The following is a 21,601-nucleotide window of genomic DNA, read 5'->3' as shown; positions in this document are numbered from 1 at the left end:
ACAGGTGATCCAGAGCGAACCGCTCTCGACAGGATTTGGTCTTGCGCCCATCGTGCGGCGGCCCCGAAGCCGATTCTTTCCATATGGGAAGGTCTCCGTCGCTGGCTCCACGCGCGACATCAGGCGGTTCATGGTCGGATCGGCTTCATCTCCGCGTGGCGGCGCTCGGTGCCCTGTGGTGCGTGCTGGGACTCGCTCTGGGCTTGACGCTGACCGTTCGACTGGGTGCCCTTCGCAACGATGCCGAGGCCCTCGCGGCCAGCCGTCTTCCGTCGGTCATGGCCGTCCAGAAGCTGGATGAGCAGATTGCACGAACGAGCTGGCTGGCCAATCGACTGGTGGCCGAGCACGCGACCGATATGGCGAGCCGGTTCGACACGGCGCGCAAGCTCTCGGATGCGACGGTCGCGCTGGAGACGGCTCTTCGTGGCTTCGATCCGGAGTTCCTTTCAGTCGGCCACCGGGCGATCGGCCACGCGGCCAGCCGGAGTGCGGAGGTGGTGCTCGTGGAAAGCCGATCACTCCTGGGGACCTCTCATGAAGACCTGATCGAGGACCTCGCGATTCTTCAGGTCATTTCGCGCGAGAGCGAGGAAGCCGACCAGATCCTTGAGCAGCTGAGTGAGCGCAATCTGACGCCCGCCATTTCGAAACTGGCGCGACAGCTCCAGACGCAAGCCAACCGCGCCGTACTGGAGACGCTCTTCGCGGGCACAGCCGCCATCACCCTTGGTGCGGTGCTCACCGTGATGGTGGCCATTCGGGTTCGTCGTCGGGAGTTCGAACAGCGCATGGACCGCCTCCGACAGGACTTCCAATCGCGCATTGCGGACGCGTTCAACATGGCCACCGACGAGGAGAGCGCGTTTCACTTGATGGAACAGGTGGTGAGCTCGGTCCTTCCCGACACGCCGACCGAGATGCTGCTGGCCGACTCGAGCCGCGCCCACTTCAACCGGGTGGCATCGACCGAGGGAACCTCAAGCGAGGAGCCCATGTGCTCCGTTCGCGCACCATCGCTTTGCCCGGCCGTGCGCCGCGGCGTTCCGTTGAGCTTCGAAGACAGCGACGCCTTCGATGCCTGCCCCCACCTGCGCGGTCGCCCCGGTGGGTCCTGCTCCGCCACCTGCGTGCCGCTGAGCGTCATGGGACAGCATGTTGGCGTCATCCATGCCGTGACTCCCCCTCATCACACCCTCGATACCCTGTCGCGCGAGCGCCTGACGGTGCTCGCCTCGAAGTCGGGCGAGCGCATCGGCATCCTCCGGGCCTTTGCCCAGTCGGAGCAGCAGGCGGCCCGCGACCCGCTCACCGGGCTCCTGAATCGCCGCAGTGCCGAGGCCGAGGTGCAGCGCCTTCAGCGAAGCGGCACTCCATTCTGCGTGGCCTTTGCGGACATCGACTGCTTCAAGCAGTTGAACGACACGCATGGACACGAAACCGGCGACAAGGCCCTTCGCCTCTTCAGCCGCGTGGTTCGGGAGTCGCTGCGACCCAGTGATGTGGTGGCCCGCTGGGGTGGCGAGGAGTTCGTCATTCTTCTACCGAATCTCGATCTCGCCGCCGCTCGTGTCGCCCTTGATCGCGTGCGCTGTGCCACCGAGGAGTCAACCGGCGCCGGCAGCGTGCCGCACTTCACAGTCAGCGTCGGCGTGACCCGCTGCGAGCCGGACGATGACTTCTTCGAGCGTTTGGACGAGGCCGACGCGGCGCTGCTGGCGGCCAAGGGCGCCGGACGCAATCGAGTGACGATCTCCGAGTCGGCGCTCACCATGAAGCATCGCGAGCCGCGCCCGAGCGACGCGCCGGCGCTGACATCGCCTCGTGCCATTCGGAGCGATCTCAATCGCGGCGTTCATGACGCGGCAGAGTCCCCCGCCACCAAGGCCGCCTGAGCCACCGTCTTCGAGATCCGATTCACCCGGGCCACCGCGTTCGAGCAAGGACGATCGGGTGGTGATGTGCTGCGCGGACTTCACACCGCGCCGATCGCTGTATCCTGTGGCCTCACCCTTGGGAGGTCCACACATGAAGCGTCACTCACGAATCTCGTTGGCCATCGTCGCGGCGACCGTGTCCGGAACACTCGCGCTGGCCTTGGGTGCCACGGCGTTCCAGGGCGGCGGGGCCACGCCACCGAACGATGTCATTCCCCCACTGCCGACGGTACCCACACCGGGCGAGGGTGCCCCTCCTGTCGAACTTCCAGCCATTCCAGGCATGGATCCCGCCATGATGAAGGACATGGTGCCCGGGCCGCAGCATGCGTGGCTTGCCGAGCGCGTGGGCAAGTGGACCTTCACCGGCACCATGGTGATGGGCCCCGGAGTGACCATCGATGTTCGCGGTTCAACCACCTACTCGATGATCCTCGGAGGTCGCTTCCTGCAGGAGTCGATGGAGATGAAGATGGGCGAGATGCCCTACCGAGGGATCGGGACCACGGGCTACAGCAACGGCCTCGAAGAGTTCCAGATGACTTGGATGGGCGAGGGCAGCACCACCATGACGGTGGGAAGCGGCAAGCGAAGCGATGACGGCCGCACGCTCAACGCCACCTACCAGATGTTCGACCCGGCCCATGGCGCGATGATGACCACCCGCTCGGTCGAGACCACGATCGACAATGACAACTTCAAGTTTGCCATGTACGGTCCGGGGCCTGACGGCAAGGAGACCCTGATGTTCGAGTTCATGTACACGCGCGAGGCCCCGACCCGGGTCTGGTGACTTCGCATTCATCGCGCTCAGTGGACGGCGTGAAGCGGTGCGTCGGGGTCATGCCGGCCCCGACTTGGTGATTTCGCACTCGTCGCGCTGCGGCGCCGGATCTCGGCGCTCGTGTCTCATAGAAGCGCCATCGCCACCAGGCTCAGGAGCGCAGCGCCGACCAGGTTCAGAATGAATCCGGTCTTGGCCATCACGATTGCTGGGACTCGTCCGCTCGCAAAGACGAGCGCATTGGGCGGCGTTCCCACGGGCAGCATGAATGCCCAGCTCGCTGCGAAGGCCGCCGGAACCACGAGGCGCTCCGCTGGAATGCCCAGCGCCGGTGCGAGTGCAAGCAGCACCGGAATGCCCGTGGCGGCGATCGCGGTGTTCGACGCGAGCTCCGTCATGAAGAGGATGGCCACGATGACCGCTGCAATGACAAGCAGCTCCGGTGCCCCTTCGAGACCGTGAAACGCCCGGCTGAGCCAGAGCGCCACCCCATGCTTCTCCATGGCCGAGGCGATCGAGAGACCACCTCCAAAGAGAATGAAGACCCCCCACGGCAGCCCCGCCGCATCGCGCCAGTTGAGCGCCGTGCGGGCAGGATCCTTGCCGAGCGGCACGAGAAGCAGGAGCACGCCTGCGAGGACGGCCACGCCCGCGTCTCGCAGTGAGGCAATACGAGCCGGCAACCACGGCATCGAGACCCACAACGCGACCGTGATCGCGAAGACCACCAGTGTGAACCACGCCTCCCGTGAGAAGGGTTGCCGACCCGACTCCCGAGATGCTGCGTCGCTGGATGGCAACCATCCCTTCGACAACTGGAGCGAGCGCACCGGGACGAGCACGAAGGCGAGAAGAAACCACGCCAGCGGGAGAAAGAGCGCGACCGCCGGTGCCGAGAAACGAAGCCAGCCAAGGAAGGTCAGGCGCTCCTCATCAGGCCGCCCCGCGTTGTAGAGCTGCGCGGCGATGGCGTTGGGCGGACTCCCGATCAGCGTGAGTGAACCGCCGATGCTCGCGCCATAGGCCGTTGCGAGCAGCACCGCCGAACCGAAGAGCATCACCCGACGCGCACGATCCGGCTGATCTGGAGCGCCCTGCTCTGCATGCACGACCGCGGCGATCGCCAACGGAAGCATCATCGCCACCGTCGCGGTGTTGCTCACGAACGCGCTGATGCACGCGGCGGTGACCATGAAGACGCCCACGATGAGCACGGGACGCGGCCCGGCAAGTCGCAGCATCGCGGTCGCCATGCGTTGACTCAGGCCGTGACGCTCGAGCGCCGTCGCCAGCAGGCAGCCCCCGGCAAAGAGGAAGATGATCTCACTGGCAAAGGGCGCCGCGGCCTCTCCCACGCCGCGAGTCACCCCAGCGAGTGGCAGGACCAGCAGCGGCAAGAGCGCCGTTGTGGAGAGTTCAACCGCCTGCGTCAGCCACCAGGTCGCCATCCACACGATGAGTGAGAGGACCACCGCGCCTTCGCGCGAGAGCTCCGAGAGTTCGGCCGCTGACGCAGGCACCGCCGACACCGCAGACTCAGCCACGATGGCCTGATCGCCGCGAATGGCGATCCATGTGAACAGCGCGAGGGTCGGGCCGAGAAGGAGACCGGCCCATCGAACCGCTCGGGGCGGAAGAACCTCTTCGCCGTGCGTCTGTGATGATTGTCCGGCGGAGTGACTGCCCAGCAGCGATCCGGCGCCCATGGCTCTCACTGGGCGTTCGCCGCCGCCGTTCTCCGGATGGCCGACGCGCGCTTCGCATCCTGATCGGGCGCGACACCCAGGTATTGCAGCGTCTCGTCGATCACATCCCGGGCGAGCGGCGCCGCCGTCTCACCGCCGAAGTGGCCCTTGCGCTTGTCGGGATCGTCGATCACTGCCACCACGGCGATGCGCGGTCGCTCAAGCGGTGCCCCGCCGACGAAGTTCGAGACATAGCGATCGTCGTAGTACCCGCGCCGATCGGGCCTCGGAAGCTGGGCGGTTCCCGTCTTGCCGAAGATCCGGTAGAGCGAGCTCTGAGCTCGTCGGCCGGTGCCATCCGCCATCACCTCGGCCATGACCTCGCGCGTGAGCTGGGCGATGGCCTCGGGAAGAACGCGCACGCCCTCAACCGGCGTGCTGGAGAGCGTGAGCGCCGCAGCGTCGTCGCTGGGAAGTTCCAATCGCAACGGGGGGAGCGTGCCGTCGCGGCAGAATGCGAGGAACGCGCGCGCCATCTGCACCGGTGTCACCGAGATTTCGTGCCCCATGCACACCGAGGTCTGCGTGTAGGCCTTCCACTGCTTCGGCGGCGTGATGATGCCCGCCGTCTCGCCCGCCAGACCGACTTGCGTCCTCTGGCCGAAACCGAAGGCGCGCACGCAGGCCTGCATGTCGGCGAACTTCATGCGCTCGGCGGCGATGGCCATGCCCGCGTTCAGACTCTTGACGAGCACGAAGCGCCAGGTGTTCGGCCCGTAGTACTTCACATCGCGAATGAGGCGACCGAAGCTCGTCTGATACGGGCCGCCCGCGGGAAGATTGACGATGCTCTCGGGCTTGAAGATGCCGAGCTTCGTCGCCCACGCCCAGACGAACGGTTTGAAGGTTGAACCGGGCTCGTACGGATCACTCAGGCAGCGATTCCTGCCGAGCGCCGGATGGAGGTCCCGCGCGTCGGGTGGCGCCACCTCGCGGAAGCCTGGACGCTGACGCATCACATCGGCCATGGCGAGAATGTCACCGGACTCGACATCAACCACCACGATGCGCCCGCCTGCCGCGTTGAAGCGATTGACCGACGCCTCGAGATGACGCTCCGCGATCTCCTGGATCACGGAGTCGATGGTGAGGCGCACCGTGTCCCCCGCCTCGCCCGGGCGATAGCCGTCGCGCTCGATCCACAACGGGCGGCGCCGCGCGTCGCGCAGGTAGGTCATCGCACCATCCTGCGGTGCCATGCGGCGATTGCGCGTCAACTCGATTCCGCTCTGCCCGCTCTGGTCGAAGCCCACGACACCGACCACCCGCGCCGCAAGCGCGCCTGCGGGATACTCGCGCGTCAATCGAGGTTCAATGCCGACACCCTGCATTCGAAGCGATTGGATGGAGTCGAGTTGCCAGTCGGAGAGATGCTCGACGACCACCATGTAGCGCCGATCGGCGTTGGTTCGGAAGCGCTCGAGGAGCTTGTCGGGATCGATGCCGACCGCATGGCCGATGGCCAGTGATGCATCACGAAAGGGATCGGCTTCGATCGGAGAGTCGGGATCGGCGAGTCGCCCGCGTCGCACGCGCTCCCACCCTCGCTCCCAGATCATTGCCGGGTCAGCGAAGAGCCGATGCCCCACCACGCTGACCGCCAAGACGCGACCGCGCCGATCGAGGATCTCACCTCGCAGCGCGATCTCGCGCACATGGCTCTCACGATGCCCCGCGGCTTGGAGAAGATCGGGGTGCGGCGCCACCTTGAGCTGCGCCACGCGCACGACATTGGCCACGAGAATCAGGCCCACCACGATCAGCAGCGTCCAAGCGAGCGCCGGCCTGAATGGGCGGGGTGCATCGCTCATCCGCCGATCCTCGTCCCTGGGTCGACCTCATCGCCATGACCGTGCGGACGATCGACGGCCAAGCGCGGCGCCGATGGCGGTGCCGGCTGGTCGAGCCGATGGGGCATGGGCTGCCACTCGACCGCGAGGGTTCCGAGCGCGTGCCGCATCTCGTTCGGTCGAATGCGCCGCGCCACCTCGGCGCGCAGACGCCAGATGCCTCGCTCCTGCTCGATGATGCGAGCGTGCGTGCGCGAGATCTCAAGCATCGTCTCATAGCGCTTCTGACGCTCAACAAGGAGCGCCAGGGCCATGATGGCCAGGACCAGAACGATGGCGAGAAGCTTGCCGAACATGTGAAAGCCGGTACAGCCGCGCCGATCGCGCGTCAGCCTTGATCGGGGAGTCGAAGGACGACCCCCGGTGTCAGCGCGTTCGGGTTGGGAACGACATCTCGGTTGAGTTGCGCGAGCTCAGGCCACCGCGCCCGCGAGCCCAGGCGCCTCTCGGCGATCTGTGAAAGCGTTTCGCCTCGCTGAACCGTGTGGCTGGCGCGCGAGATGCCGGCCGTCTCCGTCGCAGGCTGCCGCGCGATGGTCTGCTCGCGCACCGGCGGCGTTGGAGTCACCGGGCTGCTGCTCCGACCCGGGCGGAGCACCTCGATCGGCGGAAGTCGCAGGGTCACGCCCTTGCGCATGCGCGCCGGATTCGGCACGACACTCTTGTTGAACTCGGCGAGCGCCTGCCAGAGCGATCCATCGCCATACTGCTGGGCGGCGATGGAAAAGAGCGTCTCGCCCTCTTTCACCGGGTACAGACGGATGTTCGCCTCCGCGCCGCTGCCCGAGGGCGTGTCCCCGCGAGGCATGTCGCGCTCAACCGGCGGCTGCGGCACCTCGACTCGGCGCGTCAGCACGACCTCATCATCGCCGCGCTGAAGGCCGGGGATTCCCGCCTCGTTCAATCGACGCTCCTGCTCCGCTGCGCTGCGTCGTGCAAGCTCGGCATGATCGACGCGGACCATGTCCGCGGCCGTCGGCAAGGGTTCGATCGAGATCGGACCACCGCCTGTCCGCGCGGCGCCGCGCTGCGCGAGCAAGTGCGCCGCCTCCTGGCGCTGCCCCGACGAGAAGTGGTCGGAGACAAGGATTCCGACGAAGAGGATTAGGCCGAAGCCGACGATGAGTGCGAGCTTGCTTTCGCGGGTCATGGCGCGTCCCTGCGGTGGCTGATGAGCCGGTCGATTCCGATCGCGCGACCGTCGGCCGTGACGGTCGCTTGGTCACTCTAGCATCGGCCAACGAGCCTGAGAACCCGCAGCTTCGCCGAGCGAGATCGCGGATTCTTTCGCGCTTCCTCTGGAGCGGGTTCAACGGGCTTCCGAGTGAGCTCCTCGGCCCGATCCGAACGAGCCAGGGCCCGGAAGGCGTGCTTGACGCGACGATCCTCGAGACTGTGGAAGGAGATGATCGCCGCGCGCCCGCCAGGGGCGAGCCACCCGTCGCGCCCGATCGACTCCAGCAAGCGATCGAGGGCCCCCAACTCGTCATTCACGGCGATGCGGAGGGCCATGAAAGTGCGGGTGGCGGGATGATTCCGCGAGGACTTCGCCCTTGACCCGTACGCTTCCCGAACAAGTTCGGCGAGGCCCTCCGTTGTCGTGATCGAGCGGCGTGCCCGCGCCTCAGCTACGCGAGCCGCGATCCGCCTCGCCATCGGCTCTTCACCGAGGTCAGCAATCAGCGTCGCGAGTCGTCGCTCGGGCAGCGCGTTGACGAGGTCCGCGGCCGTTCCTGTGAGCGTGGGATCGAGGCGCATGTCGAGCGGGCCCGGATGCATGAACGAGAGGCCCCGACCGGGGTCATCAAGTTGCGTGCTCGCCACGCCGAGATCGGCGAGCAGCAGGTTCACCTGCACGCCGAGCCGGCGGACGACGCTCTCGGCGAGCGCAAAGTTCGCTTGAATGGCTTCAACCTGAGGGGCATCCTGCACTTCACGGAGACGCGACGCGGCGGCGGCGAGATTGGCAGGATCGACATCGAGCAGGATCACCCGGCCGCTCGGCCCCAGTCGGCTGGCGATGGCGGCGGCGTGCCCCCCCGCGCCTGCGGTGCAGTCGAGGTAGGTCTCCCCCGGCTGCGGATCGAGGCTGCGGAGAACCTCGTCCAAGAGCACAGGAACATGGCCGCGCCCGGGAAAAGTGCTCACGGTCGGCTTGTCACGGGTCCGGGTGCTGCACCGGGCTCAGTCGCGGCGCGGCCTTCGACCGCGCCGGTCGGCTCAGGTGATGCGGTGGCGCTCGGCGCCGCGCGCTCCTCGCGTACCGTGGCGAGGGTCCAGGCGCCGCGACGCGCCGTCTTGATCGCCACGGCGGCGATGAAGGCGAAGAAGACGAAGGTGATCGCGTAGATCGCAAGCACCCTGACACCCGTCAGCAGCCGCATCGCCGCGAGCGCCACGCCCATGATCGCGAAGAATCCGGTGATCGCGTACAGCGCAAGGACCGCCTTGCGGACCGAGCCGAGCGAGCGCTTGAGCTGATGGTGAATGTGATTGGCGTCGGCGGCGGACATCGGCACCCCGGCGAGCCGTCGGCGGATGATCGCCAGCGTCGTATCCATCACCGGCAGTGCGAAGATGATGAGACCGGCCATGACAAGGCTCGCCTGGCCCTGCTCGCCGAACATGAGAATGATCGTGATGCAGAGGTACCCGAGCGTCAGGCTCCCGGCATCACCCAGGAAGATCACGGCCGGATTGAAGTTGTAAGGCAGGAAGCCGAGAACGGCGCCGAGCAGCGCCAGGGAGAGCGCCACGCGCGCCGCAACCAGCGTCGTGTCGGGGTCATCCACGCCAAGCACCGTGCCCATCAACAGACTGATCAGCAGGAAGCCGACCGCCATGATCGCCACACTGCCGCTCAAGAGGCCGTCGAGCCCATCAATCAGATTGGCTGAGTTGCACGCCCCGAGCACCAGAAAGGCGATGATGGCCACGCCCGCCCAGTAGTAGAAGTGACCGCTCACCAGGTCGAAGCCTGCATCGGTCATCGGAATCGTCAGGTGAACGAGGACATGCTCGGGCTCGCCCAGGAATGAACCGAAGATCCCGCGCGCCACCTGCATGCCGAGGTCTTCCGCCGCAAGCGCCGCAGCGGCGACCAGTTGCCCCGCGATCTTGAGCCGAGGGTCGAGCTTCCAGATGTCATCAATGAGACCCGTGACCGTAATCGCCACCATGCCCAGCACGATGGTGATCGGAATGGGCCGCAGCAGCGCCGCCTCGCCCCGCACCAGGGTGTAGCTCGCGGCAATGCCCGCAAGCACGCCGAAGAAGACCGCCAGCCCCCCGAGATACGCGATCGGATAGGTGTGCTCCTTCCGCACACGATCGGGGTGATCAATGATCTCGGCATTCACCGCCACGCGTCGGATGATCGGCGTCAGCAGTAGCGACACCACGAACGCCACAAGGAAGACCGGGACGAAGGTGTTGAGGAGCTCAATGCCGCCGACCACGATGTTGTTGGTCGTCGGCGCGATCCCATCGAGATCGCGGAGCGGCATGATCGGCTGCACCGGGAAGCTGGGTGAGGTCATCGCACTCCACCTCCCGCCGCGGCACCGGCCGGTTGCCGCATGCCCGCGGCAAGATCGAGGATCGTCTTCACAAGGGGAATCTCCGGAACAAACCCGATGGCCTCTCGAAGGCGCGTCAGGTCGGGCTGGCGCACCTGCAGGTCATCAAAGTCGACCGTGAAGGCGTCGCGATAGGAGATGAAGCGGATCTCGGAACGGCTGTGCAGAGTTTGAATCACCAGACGAGCGAGTGCCTCGATCGTGATCGGTTCATCGCGGCCCACATTGAAGACGCGCCCGGTACTCGTCGGTCGGTCCATGAGGGCGAGCAGGGCCCGCACCACATCTCGCACATCACAGAAGCAGCGACTCTGTCGCCCGTCCCCATGCACTTCGAGTGGAGCGCCGCGAAGCGCCCGCTCCACGAAGCGAGGCAGCACCATGCCATAGTCGCCCACCTGCCGGGGCCCGACCGTGTTGAAGAGTCGCGCGATCACCACCGGCAGGCCGAGCTCGCGATGAGCCGCGAGAGCGAGGTACTCATCGATCGCCTTCGAGCAGGCGTAGCTCCAGCGCGTGACCGAGGTTGGACCATAGACCACATCGTCGTCCTCGCGGAAGGGCGTCCGCACACCCTTGCCGTACACCTCGCTGGTGCTGGCCAGCAGCGTGGGTACTCCTCGCTCCGTCACCACGCGCAGCAACGCCGAGGTCTCGAGCACATTGTTCTCGATGGTGTGAATAGGTCGTTCGACCACCAGCTTCACGCCGACCGCTGCCGCCAAGTGGACGACCATCGTGAGGTCGTGCGGTGCCTCGCCGATGCGCTCGCTGACCTTGCCCTCGATGACCCTGAGCCTCTCCTTCCCGAGGCGCCGGGCCTCTTCGAGGTTGGCTGCACGACCCGTCGAGAAGTCATCGATCACCGTGACGCGGTCACCGCGCTCGAGCAATCGCTCCACAAGGTGGCTGCCGACGAAGCCGGCGCCACCGGTCACCAGCGCGTGGCGCTCGGCGGTGTCGGGGTGCATGACGACCTTTCGCGGTCAGCTCCGCGCCTTGGAGTACTTCGCGATGATCTCCGCGTTCCGCTTGAAGTAGCCGCCCGCAGTCGAACGGGGACGATGGAGAAGGACGCCGAGGAAGATGCTTCGAACATCCATGAGCTGATGCACGAGGCGAGCCACCAAGCCGCGCTGGTCATTCCAGGCGTGAACGACGAGAATGGTCGCATCGCATCGATTCGCGATGGTCATGACCTCGCCCGCCACGACGGCCGGTGGCGTGTCGAGGAGCACAATATCGTAGGTCTTCCTCGCCTCGTCGAGAACGGCTTCGAATCGCGCGTTGTTGAGGCGCTCGGGAATGCGGCTCTCGGGGGTTCCCGCGCAGAGCACATCGAGATCTCCGGCCTTCTGCACGGCTGAGGCGAGCGCTCCACCGCTGGCCATGAGATCGCCGAGGCCAAGGACGCCCTCGCGGGCTCCCAGCGCCTCGGCAACACCGGGCTGCCTCATGTTGGCATCGATGACCAGCACCTTGCCGACCATGGATCGCGCCACGGCGGCGAGATTGCAAACAATGCTCGTATTCCCGCCGCCGGGCATCGCTGTGGTGATCATGATCGCCTTGTGGCCAAGTTCGTGACCCTTGGCAATCTGCACCGCCGCCTGGCGATAGGCCTCGGCCACCACGCAGTTCGGATGGTCACGCACCACGGCATGCGCACTCCGCGGACCCGACGGATCATCCGCGAGATCGGGAATCACGCCAAGGAGTCGACCACCGGGAAGACCGGCAAGGTCGCTGGTGTAGCGGACGCGCTGGTCCATGAACTCGCGCACGAAGAGGAGGACGAGCACCAAGCCGAGCACCAGGATCGCGGTGACGGGAACCATGATGGCAAGCCGCGGGAAGTCGAGCTCACGAGGAATGCTCGCACGCTGGACGATCTCGACGCGCGCCGCGTCCTCGCGGGCACGCACGGTGGCAATCTCGCCACGCTTTCGAGTCATGCTCTCGCGCTCATCTTCAAGGCGCTTCAGGCGATCACGCATGTTCCCGAGTTCGCTCAGGTGCGCGGTGACGGTCTCGAGCTCCTTGCTCATGCGCGCGTAGTCGGCGCTCTGTCGCTCCATGACATCCTCGACTGCGGAGGTGTCGTCCCGGGCGCGCTTCAGCGAGGCGCGCAGATTGCGACGAATGATCTCATCTCGCTGCGTGGCAAGGTTCTGTTCCGCCGACTCCACCAGCGACTGCACGCGTTGCACGGTCATGTGATCGGGGCCGAAGTTCGACTGGAGCGAGGCCAACTGCGTGCGGAGGTCGTGCAGATCGCGCCGCGCGTTGAGCAGCACGGGATCTTCCTCCGCCTCGCGGATGTCATCCGAATTGAACTCCTGGCTGCCGTCGAGCCGCTGCTCCAACTGGATCCGCCGGGCGCGGATGACATCGTAATCCTTGCGCGTGGAGGTGATCTGGCGCCCCAGTTCCTCAAGCTCCCGAGCCCGACGCTCGTCGTGCTCGACGCCGCCCTGGGTCAGACCGTGCTGCCCGATGAACTCCGCCATCTGGCGCTTCAGATTCGTGATCTGCGTGTCGATCTGCTGTTCCTGCTGGCGGAAGACATCGGCGCTCTGCGTGAAGCGGCGCTCATCCTCCCGGCGACGCGCATCGACATAGGTGTCCGTCACCGAGTTCAGGACCACGGGCACATCGGTGGGCACATGAGCGCGCCAGGTCACGAAGAAGATCTGCTGGCCTCGACGATGGCCAGCGCGTACCTCCTTGATCAGATCGTCGACGGCCGCTTCGCTGTCGAAGACGCCGCTCTGGTCCCGGTAGCGCTGCGCCCACTGCGTGTTGCGGACATCGGGGTTGCGCATGGCAGCCAGCAGGTTGTCGCGGCTGACGATGCGCGCCGCCTCGGTCTGCGCCAACCGGACCACCGTTTCCTCGTTGAAGACATCCTGCGGCAGCACATCCATGCTGTCGCGCAACGGCGCCTTCAGCAGGAACCGGACTTCTCCGAGGTAGAGCGGATAGAAGTTCAGGAAGGCGAAGTGAGCGGCCACACCAAGACCGCATCCGAGCACGATCGTGCCGATGAGCAGCCAGATGTTCTGACGAAGCACGCGCACCGGATCGACGGTGATGACCGGAGCGCCTCGCGCCGGTCGGCCGCCGGTTGCGCCTCGTTCGGTGGAAGGCCGCTGGGGAGTGGTGGGAACTCGCGTCATGGGTAGGTCCTTCTGATCGTTACATGGACCGGCGCAGCTCGTCGATGGCGGCGCGGGTTTCAGGTGTCGGGTTCAATGCGGCGGCCTGATCGAGAGCGCCCACCGCGTCATTGGTTCGTCCGAGCGCCTTGAAGGCCTCGGCCAACTTAACGAAAGTGCCGGCGTTCGGCCTGATGCGAACGGCTCGCTCAAGCATCGTACGAGCCTCGGAGTACTCGCCCTCCTTCAGGAGGACGAAGCCGAGCGTATCGAGGAATTCGGGCTGTGATGGCGAAGCCGCGACGGCTCGCCGGGCGTAACCCAGGGCGCGCTTCGTCTCGTTCTGACACTTCGCCAGCAGGTAGCCAAGATTGTTGAGGGCGGTGACATTGGTCGGATCCTCTTCGGCCACCTTCTCGAAGTAGCGGATCGCTTCGTTGCAGTCATCCTTCAAGTAAGCGACATTGCCCGCGGCGAGCCAGACACGACTGCGATAGAGCGCATCCTGTGACGCTTCCGCAGCCGCGATTGCCTGAACCAGATACTCCTCGGCCTTGACGATGCCGCTCGGTCCGGTCTCCGTCCACATGGCTGCGAGCCAGCGCAGATCGTCGGCCTGGAGATCGTTCGCGAAGGTCTCCCTTACGAAGGCGTCGAGCTCCTGAGTCCGGGGTGCGGGGAAGACCTGACGCAGTGCCGCGTACCACGCGTCGAGTTCCGCCATCCGCATTCGCTGCGCGGCAATCTCGGCACGGATGAAACGGCCGGTCTCCCGAAGCGTCTGCAAGCCGCTGTCGCGGTCGCCGGTATTGACGAGCGATGCTCCGAGCGCGGCCCGAAGGGTGCCACTCGCGCGGAACTCATTCGAGTACTGTCGTCCAAGCGCGACAATGCCTCGCCAATCGGGGGGTGACGAGCGCTGTCGCGCTTCGACGGCACGAGTCAGAAGCTGCGGTCCCGGCGACAACTCGAGCGCTCGATCGAACGCCGCAACCGCTTCGGCGTGAAGCCCACGACGCGACTGGATCTCGCCGATGGCAATCGGCCAGACCGGGTCGGAAGGCGTGCGAGTCGCACCGTCGGCAAGCACCGCGAGCGCACGCTGAATGTTGCCCGCGCGGAGATAGAGGTCCGCCAGCGCTCGACGGGCCTCGACATTGCCCATGTCCGTAGGCAGGAATCGCTCGACGGCCGCGGTCGCCCCAGTCAGGTCGCCCTTCTCAAGCAGGATCTCATGGAGCAATCGGACGCCGGGCCAGAACGCGCTGGCCATCGCGACACCGCGCTCGGCGCTCGCCTGCGCCGCGTTGAGTTCAGACTGATTGCCGGTGCGAATGGCCCGAGACTTCTGAAGTGACGCGAGCGAGAGAACCGGCAGCGCGCTGCCCGGCTGGAGCTGGATGGCTCGCCGCAACGCCGCCTCGGACTTCGAGAACGCCGCCTCGGCGCCGGCCTTGTCGCCTGCGGTCCAGAGGTCTTCCGCTCGTCCATTCGCGATGTTCGCGGTGAGCAGTTCCACCACCACATCCCGAGACTCGGCGCCACCACTCGCCACGGATCGCTCCACGAGCGCATCAGCCTCGTCGAATCGTCGAAGCTTCAGGGCGATCTCCGCCTGGCGACGGAGGAGACGCGGGTCAGGCGACGCCTGGCCCTCCAGCACAAGCCCGAGCGCGGTGTACGCACGCTCCCACTGACTCTGGTTGAACCAGTAATCAGAGATGGTCGCGTCCGCCTCACGGCGCTTCGGATCCTGCAATTGCCGAGCGCGCTCGAAGGCCTCGAGCGCCTGGTCGGTCCGACCGACGCCATCGAGGTACTGGCCGAGGCCGATCCACATGGGACCAGTCTGCGAGACCTCGGCTCGGGCAAGCACCTCGCGGAGCAGCTTCTCACCGTCATTCACTCGGCCGTCCCGAGCCATGGCGCGAGCATGCAACAGAGCCGCCTCGAAGTCGTCATTCCGCTGAAGCAGAAGCCTGCGGAACACCTCCGCGCCCTCCGCCTGATTGGCGCGGATCATCGTCTGAATCTCCTGCTGTCGCCGAGCGGGGGCGAGTGAGACCCACTCGCTGTCGGTGAATCGCGGTCGGCACTGCGCATCGACGAGCAGGCGATAGTCACCCTGCCCATCGGTCAGGAGCACGGCAAGGGAGAGGGCATTCTCGCGGTCGCCGGGGCTCTCCGCGAAGATCCTGCGACGCCAGCAGAGCGCCGTCGAGCGATCTCCGAACTGATCTTCGAGGCGGAGCCAGGTCTGCACCACGGAACGATCGGCAAATGGCAACTGGGCTGCATCACGATAGAGCTGAAGCGCCCGCGTGTTCTCGCCAGTTCGCCGGAGCAGCTCCGCGAGCGTGCGCAGCGTGCTTGGATCGCCGGGGCGCCGCTCATAGGCCTCTGTGAGCGCCGCGATCGCCTCGGGGACCTGCCCGGCGGCCTCACGCAGCTCGCCGAGCTGCCGCGCCATTTCGACGCTGTTGATGCCCTGCTGGCGATTGCGCTCAAGCAGCGCGATACCCTCGGCACCACGGCCCTGAAGGCCGAGCGCTCGAGCCTGAAGGAAGATGCCCAAGGCGCGTTCGCCTGCCTTCTCCGCCTCGACGCCGACCTGCTCAGCACGCTTGAAATCGGCCGCGACGACCGCGTCGTCGAAGGCCGCCGTGAAGAACGCGGGACCGGTGGTTCCGGCGGCCAAGGCCGCCTGACGGAACTCGGGCAGGACTGATTCGAGTCGAGCGAGAGAAGCGTTGAGCTCGTCAATGTCACGGATTCGACCATCGGCTGTTCGGCCGCCTGCAGCAATCTCGCGACGCACCGCGGCAATCACGCCCATGAGCATGGAGTACTTCGCCATCGGTCGCTGCCGTTCATCGGCCACGCTCAACTGCACCATGTTGTTGATGCGATCCACGGGGTCGGTCGTCCCCGCCACCGAGCGAAGCTGAATGATGAACGGATCGTTGGGCGCCTGGGCGAGTGCGCGGTCGAGGAGTTGCACAGCCGCCTCAATCTCCTCGTTCATCATCTTGAGACGCGCTGCCTGCGTGAGCACTCGTGCATCAGTGGGATGCGCGGTGAGAAGGCGATTGACGATCACCGTCGCGTCATCGGTCTTGCGCTCCGACAGCAGGCGCTCCGACTCCTGGAGATCCCGCACGATGGGATCGGCACTGCCGCCCGGTGACGCCGCTTGGGTGATACGGCGCGCGGCGTCGCGCACTTCCATCGCTTCGACATCATCGGGCCGGGCGGCGAGAATCTGCTCCGCAGTGCGCATCGCCTCGGCTGCACGGCGCAGGCCAAGTTCGACCTTCGCCTTCGCCAGAAGGAACGCATAGGTCGGACCGGCCCGTTCGATGCCCTGATTGATGCGGTTGAGCGCCAGCCCGAGTTCGTTCCTTCGTGCCGCGGCATCGGCGGCCAGCAGAAACACCTCGGCATCGGCGGCGTCCTGGCGAATAATGCGGTCAAGCCGCGCGGAGGCCGTCACCAGATCACCGGCGAGGAGCGCCAGTTTGGCCTCGGACTTGAGGAGCCGGGGATTGTCCGCGGGTCCGCCTCGCGTGAGTTCGACCAGCAGGTCGCGCATCTTCTCCGCGTTCTGAATGTGGCCGCGCCGGATGGTCTCATCCTCGGCGACGCGCGCCTTGGCGATCTCGATGTCGAAGACCCGCTCCGCCGCGTCGCTTCGAATCTCATCTCGGAAGGCGCTCTCGAGACTCACGGGCGGCGTGGGGCTGTCAATGAGCCCCCGCGAGACGGACACGGCACGGTCCAGGTCGTACTGCCGCAAGGCAATCGCAAGCAGTCGCTTCAGAACGAGGTCGTTGGGATTCCGCGAGAGGGCCAGTTCCACCAGCGCCGTCGCGCGCTCCGCGTCGGCGCGGCGGTTGGTCGACAGAAGCTCGTTCACGGCCGTGCTGACCTGCCAGCGATCAACGGCAGGACCGCTCGACACGGCCTCCAGCGCGGTCAGCGGCTCATCAAGTTGCGGCACGGCATCAATCACATCGAGTTCGCCCCGCGCCACCAGCGAACGCAGGAGACGAATACGGGCGAGCGCGACGGCCGCCGAGTCAGGAACCGCGGCCGTTGCCTCGGCGAGGGCCTGCTCGAATTCGCGCTGGCGCTCCGTGCCCTGCAGTCGCTGGTTCGCCAAGAACTGTCGATTGGCATCGCTCAGAAGCAGCAGCATCAGCGCGTCCCACGCGCGCTCATCCTTCGAGTCAGCGCTCAGCACCTTGCGCAACATCGCCTCAACCTCGCGCCGCTCCGAGTCGGTCAACTGGGCGTCGCGCTGCACCGAGGCAACGCCGAGTTCACGCAATGCGATGCGCTCGCCCTCGCTGCCAGCGGGCATCGACTCGCGCATCCGCGTCGCGGTGTCAGCCAGTGCTCGCCACGCAGCCGGATTCTGGAGGAAGTGGGCTCGATCCCGCTGGGCATCCAGGAGCGGGAGCCATGGGTCGAGCTTGCTCGGCTCGACGGCGGCCCGTTGCTGAAGCAGGTCGAGGTTCATCTGGTAGTGCTGGCGCGCCTCCTCGGCCGTGGGTGGAACCACCTTCAGGAGCGCGTTGCGCATGAGGTCGAGGTACTCGATGTTGGTGCGTCGCTTTGAAACAGCGCGACCGTACGCCCGCACCGCTTCCGCGTAGTTGCCCGCGGCCTCCAACTCACGGCCCCGCTCGATGTTCTTCACCGGGTCGGTCATGACGCGGTAGCCCCAGAAGAGGCCGACCGACCCGACGGCCACGACGATGAATGCGACGACGACGACGATGAACTTGGTGTTCAGTTGCTGCGGCATGGTGGGTGAGCTCAGGAGTTCGTGCCCCGGATTCGGGTGCGTGCTTCGTACTCGGGCCAGTCGGGCAGGCGCTGCATCAGGTAGGGCAGCAATTCGCGCAACAGGTCGGCGACCAGCGCCTCGTACTGCGCGCCGCTGCCGTCACCTCCGCGGTACTGGCCAGTGAATTGCACCTTGGCGAAGTAAGCAAAGCGCTCGGAGAGGGAGTAGGAGAGACCTCGCACTCCGCCGGCGCTCGGAGTCAGGCGTCCATTGGCGATGAAGAGATATCCACCGAGAAGGCGCATCTCGGGGTGCGCGGGATCCTGGAACTCGATGACCGTGAAGGCCGTCTCCCCGATCGGCAGGTGCACATCGTGCTCCTCGAGGGTGATGGGGTCGCGCACCGTCGCCATCGGATAGCGTTCGCCCGTGGCGAGATTGACCGGCCCGGCCTCCTCGCTCCAGCCCGATCGATCGATCGCGAGCGGGCGTTGCTGCGGCGGCGCCCGCTGCACGAGTCCGCCCGCGACAAAGCAGCGCTCCGGGATGTGCGGCACGCGGTCGATCAGCCCCGTGTAGAAGGCGATGTGCAGTTGCAGGAAGCCCTTCGCAGGGTCGCCGTCGATCGCATAGTTGCGGTTCAGATAGAACTTGGTGCCGAGCGCCTCGACCATGGCATCGTTGAGCAGCGTGTCCGGTCCCACGGCGCGCCACTGTCCGAGCGTGGTGGGAATGGTCGAGAGCGGTGCTCGAAGCGGCGCCGGTTCCTTGAGCAGCCAGGCGTTCACCGCGAGCGCGAAGGCGCGGAATCCAATCGCTCCCGCCAGCAGGGTGAGACAGGTGACCACGAAGGCCGCACGGAATCCTGATTCAACGCGCATGGGCCCCTCCCACCGGCACGCGCCACCCCTCACCAAGAACCTTCAGGCACCACTGCACGCCGAGGAACATGATGAAGCCTGGCACCAGCCAGACCATTCCCACGAAGTGATGGAACTCGCCCTGCACCATGTTGACATCACGCAGGCTCAAGAGCCCGAGCGTGGCCACGCGCAGAATATTGACAGCCACCGCCACTGGCGCGGCCATCACGATGAGCGCGGCTCGCTGCCACCACTTGTCGAGGCCCACCACGGCCATCGCAACACCGAGCGCCATGAACGCCACTAGCATGCGCATGCCTGAGCACGCCTCGGCCACATTCAGCGGGTGCGCTACGCCGTCGGAGCCATGCACCGTCAGGATGTTGCCGGCGATATCGGTGTCGAATCCAATCGCGTTCAGCAGGAAGTACGCGCCGCGCGCCGCAATGTCCTGAAGCCGCAGCGTGACAACCTGGAGGGCCTGCTCGGAGATGCGCTGCCCGAAGATGCCCCAATAGACAATCGGGAACCAGAGCCACTTCATGGCGCGCCAACCGCACAGCAGCAGAGCCATTCCGCACAAGGTCAGAACGACACCGCCGCCCTGGAAGTTCGGATGCTGGAGCGCCACGGGACCGAGAAGCGTCATCGCGTAGATGAGGAGCCCGACCACCATCAGGATCAGACCGCTCCACGCGGGCTTGAAGGGCTGGCGCAGCAGCTCCTCGCGCCGAAGCCAGATGAACCACCCGCTCACGAATGGAATGACCAGCACATGTCCCCAGTCGGCGGGCTCCTCGACACCGCTGCGAACCTGCATGTAGAGGAAGTGCCAGAAGACCGAGACGAAGATCAGGAAGAGCACGACGCCACCGACCAGCGCCATGGTGGGCGTGAGCTGGATGGTGCCGCGGGACGGTTCCTGAAACCGTGCGGATGGACTCGTGGCGACCGTGGACATGACCAAGACAGGCTTCTGATGAACATCGACCCAATCCGGGGTCAGGTTCAGGCAATTGAAGGCCGGTCCGTGGCCTTGGGACCGTCAGGCGGTGATCTCGGCGTCCATCCTCCGACGATTACCCTCCGACCACATTGACCGGCGGAGGTCCGAAGACATCGTTGCCGAAGTTGCGGTCGAGCAGGAAGCCGAACCCGTAGGTCATGCGGAAGCCGTTCCGGATGACCGCCAGCGGGGTCGCCCAGAAGTTGGTGCCGATGATCACATGGTCGTCAGGCTTGCAGTAGATGTCCGGTTCACCGCGATTGCGGATCGCGGCCACATTGATCCGGATGACGGCTTCACGATCCTCGCCGACCTTGCGGATGAGGTCGCAGCGCTGCGGAATGGCGATCTGGTTCAGTCCACCTGCCGCGGCAATGAGTCGGCTGACGGTGAGACGACCGCCCTCGGGAAGCTGGTAGACGCCTGGCCTGTTGACTTCACCATCGATGTAGACGACTCCCCGGTCGCCCGCATCGGCGTAGATCATGTCGCCGGGCCGAATGACAATGTCGAGCCCGGGCACGCCGTTGATGAGCTGGTCATAGGGAATCTCGATCACGCGCGTGGGCGGACCTGAGTAGCGCGATGGCTCTTTGACCCGCGTGGCTGCCGCAGCGGCCCCGGTGCGAGCGCCTCCAGGCGCGGCCCCTGGTGGCGGAACCGTGCCTGCTCGAACGCGAACCCACTCCTGGCGATCCTGATCGAAGACGAAGGTCGTTCCATCGCTCGGTGGTGCAGCCGTCACCGATTGACGGTGCGCGCCTTGAACCACGGGACTGTCCGAAATGCGGACCGGCTCGAGCGAGTCGATATCGATGGGCGGAAGAGCGTCCTGCCGTCCGAGCGACACGCGGCTCGCGCCGATGGCGACATCGCGCACGGCGCCCGGGCTGGGCATGGGGTCGATGGGCTGGGAACGATTGCCGTTGCCCGCCGGCGCATCACCTGCGGGCGGCGCGGCAGCCGGGCCACCGGCCGCTGGCGCTGCACCACCCGGTGCGGGAGCTGCGCCGCGACCACCACCTCGAATATTGAGCTGGTCGATCAGCGAGTCGATGTCGGGAGTCTGGCCCGGGGAGGGTGTGGGGCTGGGTGTCGATGAACTTGGTGTGGTCGCTGGCGCTGTCGGCTGGGCAGGCGCCGTCGACGGGCGCGACTGAGCATCGAGGATCGGATCCGCCGGCGCTGTGCGAACATCCTGCACCGATCGGATGATTCGAATCTTCTGCGTCGTGGGGAACGCACCTTGCGCGAGGGCGAGCGCGTCGGTCAGCTTGAGATCCACCCGATTGAGGGCGAAGAGCCCGCCACGCTCCACCGAGCCGAAGACCTTGTACTGGTAGGAGCGAGTCTCTTCCGGCGTCACATTGACGATCGGGTTTCGCAGAATGATGTTCTGCGCGACCAGCCGCTCCTTGATGCGGTCAACGAGCTGTTGAATGGAGAGCCCCGCCGCCGGCACACTACCCAGCACCGGGAGTCGAATGAAGCCGTCGGGATCGATGGTGCGGACGAGGCGCTCGGTGTCACCACGCTGGAGCAGTTCGTAGATCTCGACGACCAGAACATCGCCGGGGCCAAAGACATACTCGTGCGTGTTGGGCAGCAGATCTTCGGGCTCGGGCGGCCCGACGATCGCGTTGTCGTAGGTCGCCGTCTCGATGACATCGATCCGCTTCAGGACCGGCACCGTGGTTGGCACAAACCCGAAATAGCCCGTACGGCTGGGGTCGAGGAAGCTGTCGGTCTCACAGCCGGGCCCCACCAGCGCAAGGGATGCGAACACGGTCCCTGCCACCAGGGTCCAGAGTCGACGGATGACGGCATCAGCAACGCGTGTCAAGCTCGGCTCCAAAGGTCGTTATTGAACCCCCACGATGTGCAGGGA

14 protein-coding genes are annotated in these 21,601 nt (G+C 66.0%); 2 read left to right on the top strand and 12 right to left on the bottom strand.

Annotation, left to right across the window (positions count from 1 at the left end; translation table 11 throughout):
• Window positions 1-155 precede the first annotated feature (155 nt).
• A complete protein-coding gene (locus tag KF724_01255; protein ID MBX3354306.1) occupies window positions 156-1,895 on the top strand; it encodes a diguanylate cyclase in 1,740 nt (579 codons plus the stop codon).
• A 133-nt stretch (window positions 1,896-2,028) separates the two neighbouring features.
• Entirely contained in the window at window positions 2,029-2,730 is a 702-nt protein-coding gene (locus KF724_01250; protein MBX3354305.1) for a DUF1579 domain-containing protein, read from the top strand.
• 116 nt (window positions 2,731-2,846) lie between these two features.
• On the opposite strand, the gene KF724_01245 is transcribed toward KF724_01250, so the two are convergent.
• The 12 genes from KF724_01245 to KF724_01190 all read right to left on the bottom strand — a co-directional run bounded on the left by KF724_01245 (window position 2,847) and on the right by KF724_01190 (window position 21,556).
• Entirely contained in the window at window positions 2,847-4,427 is a 1,581-nt protein-coding gene (locus KF724_01245; protein MBX3354304.1) for a DASS family sodium-coupled anion symporter, read from the bottom strand.
• Window positions 4,428-4,432: 5 nt separating this feature from the next.
• The gene (locus KF724_01240; protein MBX3354303.1) at window positions 4,433-6,277 is read right to left on the bottom strand and encodes a penicillin-binding protein 2; all 1,845 of its coding nucleotides are present in this window, start codon (window positions 6,275-6,277) and stop codon (window positions 4,433-4,435) included.
• Window positions 6,274-6,612, bottom strand: coding sequence for a hypothetical protein (locus tag KF724_01235; protein MBX3354302.1), 339 nt, complete (start codon window positions 6,610-6,612; stop codon window positions 6,274-6,276). The genes KF724_01240 and KF724_01235 overlap by 4 nt, the downstream gene beginning before the upstream one ends.
• A gap of 32 nt (window positions 6,613-6,644) precedes the next feature.
• The gene (locus KF724_01230; protein MBX3354301.1) at window positions 6,645-7,466 is read right to left on the bottom strand and encodes a LysM peptidoglycan-binding domain-containing protein; all 822 of its coding nucleotides are present in this window, start codon (window positions 7,464-7,466) and stop codon (window positions 6,645-6,647) included.
• Between the two features lie 77 nt (window positions 7,467-7,543).
• On the bottom strand, window positions 7,544-8,464 hold the full coding sequence (rsmH, locus tag KF724_01225; GenBank protein MBX3354300.1) for a 16S rRNA (cytosine(1402)-N(4))-methyltransferase RsmH: 921 nt from the start codon (window positions 8,462-8,464) through the stop codon (window positions 7,544-7,546).
• Window positions 8,461-9,855 (bottom strand): undecaprenyl/decaprenyl-phosphate alpha-N-acetylglucosaminyl 1-phosphate transferase, encoded by a 1,395-nt coding sequence (locus KF724_01220; GenBank protein ID MBX3354299.1) that lies wholly within the window; start codon window positions 9,853-9,855, stop codon window positions 8,461-8,463. Before KF724_01220 ends, rsmH begins: the two co-directional genes overlap by 4 nt.
• Complete coding sequence (locus KF724_01215) at window positions 9,852-10,865, bottom strand: NAD-dependent epimerase/dehydratase family protein (protein MBX3354298.1); 1,014 nt, start codon at window positions 10,863-10,865, stop codon at window positions 9,852-9,854. Before KF724_01215 ends, KF724_01220 begins: the two co-directional genes overlap by 4 nt.
• A 15-nt stretch (window positions 10,866-10,880) precedes the next feature.
• Window positions 10,881-13,073 carry a hypothetical protein gene (locus tag KF724_01210; GenBank protein MBX3354297.1) on the bottom strand — a complete coding sequence of 731 codons (2,193 nt, stop codon included), beginning with the start codon at window positions 13,071-13,073 and terminating at the stop codon, window positions 10,881-10,883.
• A 19-nt stretch (window positions 13,074-13,092) separates the two neighbouring features.
• A complete protein-coding gene (locus KF724_01205) occupies window positions 13,093-17,862 on the bottom strand; it encodes a tetratricopeptide repeat protein (GenBank protein ID MBX3354296.1) in 4,770 nt (1,589 codons plus the stop codon).
• Window positions 17,863-17,873: 11 nt separating this feature from the next.
• Entirely contained in the window at window positions 17,874-18,725 is an 852-nt protein-coding gene (locus KF724_01200) for an exosortase-associated EpsI family protein (protein MBX3354295.1), read from the bottom strand.
• Window positions 18,715-19,668 carry an exosortase/archaeosortase family protein gene (locus KF724_01195; protein ID MBX3354294.1) on the bottom strand — a complete coding sequence of 318 codons (954 nt, stop codon included), beginning with the start codon at window positions 19,666-19,668 and terminating at the stop codon, window positions 18,715-18,717. The genes KF724_01200 and KF724_01195 overlap by 11 nt, the downstream gene beginning before the upstream one ends.
• Window positions 19,669-19,786: 118 nt before the next feature.
• Window positions 19,787-21,556 (bottom strand): polysaccharide biosynthesis/export family protein, encoded by a 1,770-nt coding sequence (locus KF724_01190; GenBank protein MBX3354293.1) that lies wholly within the window; start codon window positions 21,554-21,556, stop codon window positions 19,787-19,789.
• Window positions 21,557-21,601 lie beyond the last annotated feature (45 nt).

It is taken from the genome of Phycisphaeraceae bacterium, from assembly GCA_019636735.1.
Classification (GTDB): domain Bacteria; phylum Planctomycetota; class Phycisphaerae; order Phycisphaerales; family SM1A02; genus VGXK01.
The sequence above is the reverse complement of the archived record's forward strand: the minus strand, read 5'-3'. Positions and strand labels throughout refer to the sequence as shown.

Coding starts and splice junctions, on each gene's coding strand:
- KF724_01250 (MBX3354305.1), top strand. CDS start 2,029: ATGAAGCGTCACTCACGAATCTCGTTGGCCATCGTCGCGGCGACCGTG.
- KF724_01245 (MBX3354304.1), bottom strand. CDS start 4,427: ATGGGCGCCGGATCGCTGCTGGGCAGTCACTCCGCCGGACAATCATCA.
- KF724_01240 (MBX3354303.1), bottom strand. CDS start 6,277: ATGAGCGATGCACCCCGCCCATTCAGGCCGGCGCTCGCTTGGACGCTG.
- KF724_01235 (MBX3354302.1), bottom strand. CDS start 6,612: ATGTTCGGCAAGCTTCTCGCCATCGTTCTGGTCCTGGCCATCATGGCC.
- KF724_01230 (MBX3354301.1), bottom strand. CDS start 7,466: ATGACCCGCGAAAGCAAGCTCGCACTCATCGTCGGCTTCGGCCTAATC.
- KF724_01220 (MBX3354299.1), bottom strand. CDS start 9,855: ATGACCTCACCCAGCTTCCCGGTGCAGCCGATCATGCCGCTCCGCGAT.
- KF724_01215 (MBX3354298.1), bottom strand. CDS start 10,865: ATGCACCCCGACACCGCCGAGCGCCACGCGCTGGTGACCGGTGGCGCC.
- KF724_01210 (MBX3354297.1), bottom strand. CDS start 13,073: ATGACGCGAGTTCCCACCACTCCCCAGCGGCCTTCCACCGAACGAGGC.
- KF724_01205 (MBX3354296.1), bottom strand. CDS start 17,862: ATGCCGCAGCAACTGAACACCAAGTTCATCGTCGTCGTCGTCGCATTC.
- KF724_01200 (MBX3354295.1), bottom strand. CDS start 18,725: ATGCGCGTTGAATCAGGATTCCGTGCGGCCTTCGTGGTCACCTGTCTC.
- KF724_01195 (MBX3354294.1), bottom strand. CDS start 19,668: ATGTCCACGGTCGCCACGAGTCCATCCGCACGGTTTCAGGAACCGTCC.